The 3217-nt window shown below is 74.2% G+C and carries 4 protein-coding genes; 2 read left to right on the plus strand and 2 right to left on the minus strand.

Features of this window, described 5'->3' with window-relative positions; genetic code table 11:
• The coding region (locus tag HMPREF0731_RS02465) for a nucleoside hydrolase (RefSeq protein WP_007002422.1) at positions 1–278 on the minus strand (278 nt) is incomplete at its 3' end.
• Between the two features lie 154 nt (positions 279–432).
• On the opposite strand from HMPREF0731_RS02465, the gene HMPREF0731_RS02470 reads away from it, so the two are divergent.
• Both HMPREF0731_RS02470 and HMPREF0731_RS02475 read left to right on the plus strand, forming a co-directional pair.
• On the plus strand, positions 433–2022 hold the full coding sequence (locus HMPREF0731_RS02470) for an ABC transporter substrate-binding protein (RefSeq protein ID WP_007002423.1): 1590 nt from the start codon (positions 433–435) through the stop codon (positions 2020–2022).
• Positions 2023–2121: 99 nt separating this feature from the next.
• The gene (locus HMPREF0731_RS02475) at positions 2122–2892 is read left to right on the plus strand and encodes a FadR/GntR family transcriptional regulator (RefSeq protein ID WP_007002424.1); all 771 of its coding nucleotides are present in this window, start codon (positions 2122–2124) and stop codon (positions 2890–2892) included.
• 19 nt (positions 2893–2911) lie between these two features.
• On the opposite strand, the gene HMPREF0731_RS24895 is transcribed toward HMPREF0731_RS02475, so the two are convergent.
• Positions 2912–3217 (minus strand): hypothetical protein (locus HMPREF0731_RS24895; RefSeq protein WP_007002425.1); only part of this gene is annotated, 306 nt, incomplete at its 5' end.

Consider the following 3217-nt stretch of genomic DNA (forward strand, 5'->3'; position numbering starts at 1 on the left):
ACCCCGGCCAGCCCGTCCTGGCCATGCACCCGCGTCTCGGCCTGGTAGCGGCCGAGCAGCGGCCGGTCCGCCCCCGCCACCACGGGCACCCGGGCGCCGGCCAGGCCGAGCACGGCGCGGGCATTGCGCAGCGTGTGCGCCAGCCCGACATTGCCGCCCGCCACCGTCACCAGTTCCAGCGCGATCTCCGGCGCGGCCAGGGCCAGCCACAGCGCCAGGGCGTCATCGGTGCCGGGGTCGCAATCCAGCAGCACGCGGCGCGGGGCGGTCTCGGTCATGGGCTCTCCTTCGGGACGGGGTGCGCGGGCCATGGCGCCTTGGCCGGGGGCGCAACGGTCGGGCCAGGCGCGTTGCGGCGGGCCGGGCAGCATGCCAGTTTGCGGCGCAGCGAACCATCGCCCGCCCGAACGACCTGCGAAAGACCGCCCGACCATGCAGAGCCCCCGCCCCGGCCCGCTCGCCGCCGCCCTCCTGGCCGTGCTGTCGCTGGCGCAGGCCGGCACAGCGCGCGCGCAGGAGGCGGCGACGCTGCGCGTCGGCATGGAGGCGGGGCCGACCAGCCTGGACCCGCATTACGCCAGCCTGATCACCAACATCGCCTACAGCCGCCACGTCTTCCAGCCGCTGGTGCAGCAGGACCACCGGCAGCAGCTGCGCCCGGCCATCGCCACCGAATGGCGCGCGGTTGACGATCTGACCTGGGAATTCCGCCTCGACCCCGCGGCGCGCTTCCACGATGGCCGGCCGGTGACGGCGGAGGATGTCGCCTTCACCCTGTCCCGCGCCGGCGACGTGCCGAACTCGCCCTCCTCCTTCCGCGTCTACACCCGGCCGATCGCGGCGGTGGAGGCGGTGGACGCGACGACGATCCGCATCCGCACCCAGGCGCCGACGCCGCTGCTGCCCAACTACCTGTCGCTGGTGATGATCATCTCCAAGGCGCATGGCGAGGCGGCGACGACGGCCGACTACAACAGTGGCCGCGCCATGATCGGCACCGGCCCCTACCGGCATGTCTCCTGGCAGCCGGGCAGCCCGCTGGTGCTGGAGCGGCATGAGGGCTTCGCCGGGCCGAAGCCGGATTTCGCCCGCGTCGAGTTCCGCCCCATCGCCAATGCCGGCGCCCGCAGTGCCGCGCTGAATGCCGGCGATGTGGACCTGATCGAGATCGTGCCGCCCGACCAGTTCCGCCGCTTCGCCGCCGATGCCCGCTTCGCCACCGCCGAGAGCCCGTCCAACCGCCTGATCTTCCTGACGCTGGACAGCGACCGCGCCGAGAGCCCGCATGTGCGCGCCCGCGATGGCGGGCCGATCGCCAACCCGCTGCGCGACCCGCGGGTGCGGCGGGCGCTGTCCCTCGCCATCCACCGCGACGCGCTGGTGCAGCGCGTGCTGCAGGGCCAGGGCGTGGCGGCGGGCGATCTGGGACCGGCCGGCTATTTCGGCACCTCGCCCGACCTGACGCCGCCGCCCTATGACCTGGAGGGGGCGAAGCGCCTGCTGGCCGAGGCCGGCTACCCCCAGGGCTTCGCCGTGCAGGTGAACGGGCCGAATGACCGCTTCGTCAATGACGAGCAGGTGGTGCAGGCCATCGCCCAGATGTGGACCCGGCTCGGCTTGGTCGCCACCGTCGAGACGCGGCCGCGCGGTGTCTGGCTGGCCGAGGCGGCGCAGCTGAAATACTCGGTCAACCTCGCCGGCTTCTCGCCCAACCCCGAGGTGCTGGGCATGCTGGAGACGCAGATCCATTCCTGGAATCCGGCGCTCGGCCTCGGCACCGCCAATCGCGGCCGCTTCAGCAACACCGATATCGACGGGCTGATCCAGAAGGCGCGCCAGACCATGGACGATGCCGAGCGCGCCGAACTGACCCGGCAGGCGACCCGTGCCGCGCTGCGCGACCAGACGGCGCTGATCCCGCTCTACTTCCAGGTCAACACCTGGGCGATGCGGCGCGGCCTCGCCTATGAGGCGCGCACCGACGAGATGACCCTGGCGATGAGCGCCCGCCGCGCCCCCTGAGCGGCGCGGGCGCGGTGGAGACCCGCCTCGCCCTCCGTGCTCTCATATGATAACCTGACGAAAAGGCGGCCCACCGCCTGACGAGGAGAGGCCATCACGATGGACCGACGCGAGCCGGCTGCGGCGCATGGGATCGAGCTGGCGCCCCTGGCCCCGCCCGCCAATCTGACGGCGGAGCTGGTGCGCCGCCTGGCGGCCGAGATCCGCGCCGGGCGGCTGAGTCCGGGCGACCGGCTGCCCACCGAGCAGGCGCTGATGCGCCAGGCCGGCGTCTCCCGCACCGTGGTGCGCGAGGCGGTCGCGGCCCTCCGCGCCGAAGGCCTGGTGCTGACCCGCCAGGGTGTCGGCGCCTTCGTGGCGGATCCCTCCGCGCGCGGGCAGATCCGCATCGACCCGGCCGAGATGCGCTCGCTGCAGGACGTGCTGCAGGTGATCGAGCTGCGCATCGCCATCGAGAGCGAGGCCGCGGGCCTGGCCGCCGAGCGGCGCGACGCGGCGGCGCTGGAGCGCATCCAGCAGGCGGCGGCGGCCTTCGAGGCGGCGGTGCAGGCCGGCGACAGCGCCGTGCAGCAGGACCTGGAATTCCACCGCGCCATCTTCGCGGCGACCGGCAACAGCTTCTTCCCGCGCTTCCTGGAGTTCCTCGGCCCCATGCTGATCCCGCGCCAGACGGTGCGGCCGCAGCTGGAGGAGGACGAGGCCCGCACCGCCTATCTGGAGCGGGTGCAGGAGGAGCATGCGCGCATCGCCGCGGCGATCGCCAGCGGCCAGGCCTCGGCGGCGCGCAGCGCCATGCGGCGGCACCTGACCGCCAGCCGCGACCGCTATGCCCGGCTGGCCGGCCGGCTGAGCGCGGCCGAGCCGGGCTGAGCCCCGGCGGCGGCGGCGCTCACGGCGCCGCTTCGGAGAGGAAGGCGAGCAGGCTGCGCGACAGCGCCTCCACCTCCTCCACCGTGGTCGATTCCTCCGCCGCGCCGCTGGCCTGGCCCTGGCGCAGCAGGCCGCCCTGCAACAGATCCACCAGCCCGGCGTCGCTGGCATGGCCGAGCGGCGAGGGCTCGCTGCAGGCATAGGGGCGGAAGGGTTGCGGGCCGTAGCCGAAGCCCCAGCGCAGCGCCTGCTCCCAGCGCAGCAGCGGCGCCCCCTCCGCCGGCGTGGCGGCCGCCGGCTGCAGCGACAGGCGGCGCAGCGCCAG

Source organism: Pseudoroseomonas cervicalis ATCC 49957 (genome assembly GCF_000164635.1).
GTDB classification, from domain to species: domain Bacteria; phylum Pseudomonadota; class Alphaproteobacteria; order Acetobacterales; family Acetobacteraceae; genus Pseudoroseomonas; species Pseudoroseomonas cervicalis.

Bases quoted from the DNA above. Each gene is read 5' to 3' on its own strand.
- HMPREF0731_RS02470 (WP_007002423.1), top strand. From the start codon at position 433: ATGCAGAGCCCCCGCCCCGGCCCGCTCGCCGCCGCCCTCCTGGCCGTG.
- HMPREF0731_RS02475 (WP_007002424.1), top strand. From the start codon at position 2,122: ATGGACCGACGCGAGCCGGCTGCGGCGCATGGGATCGAGCTGGCGCCC.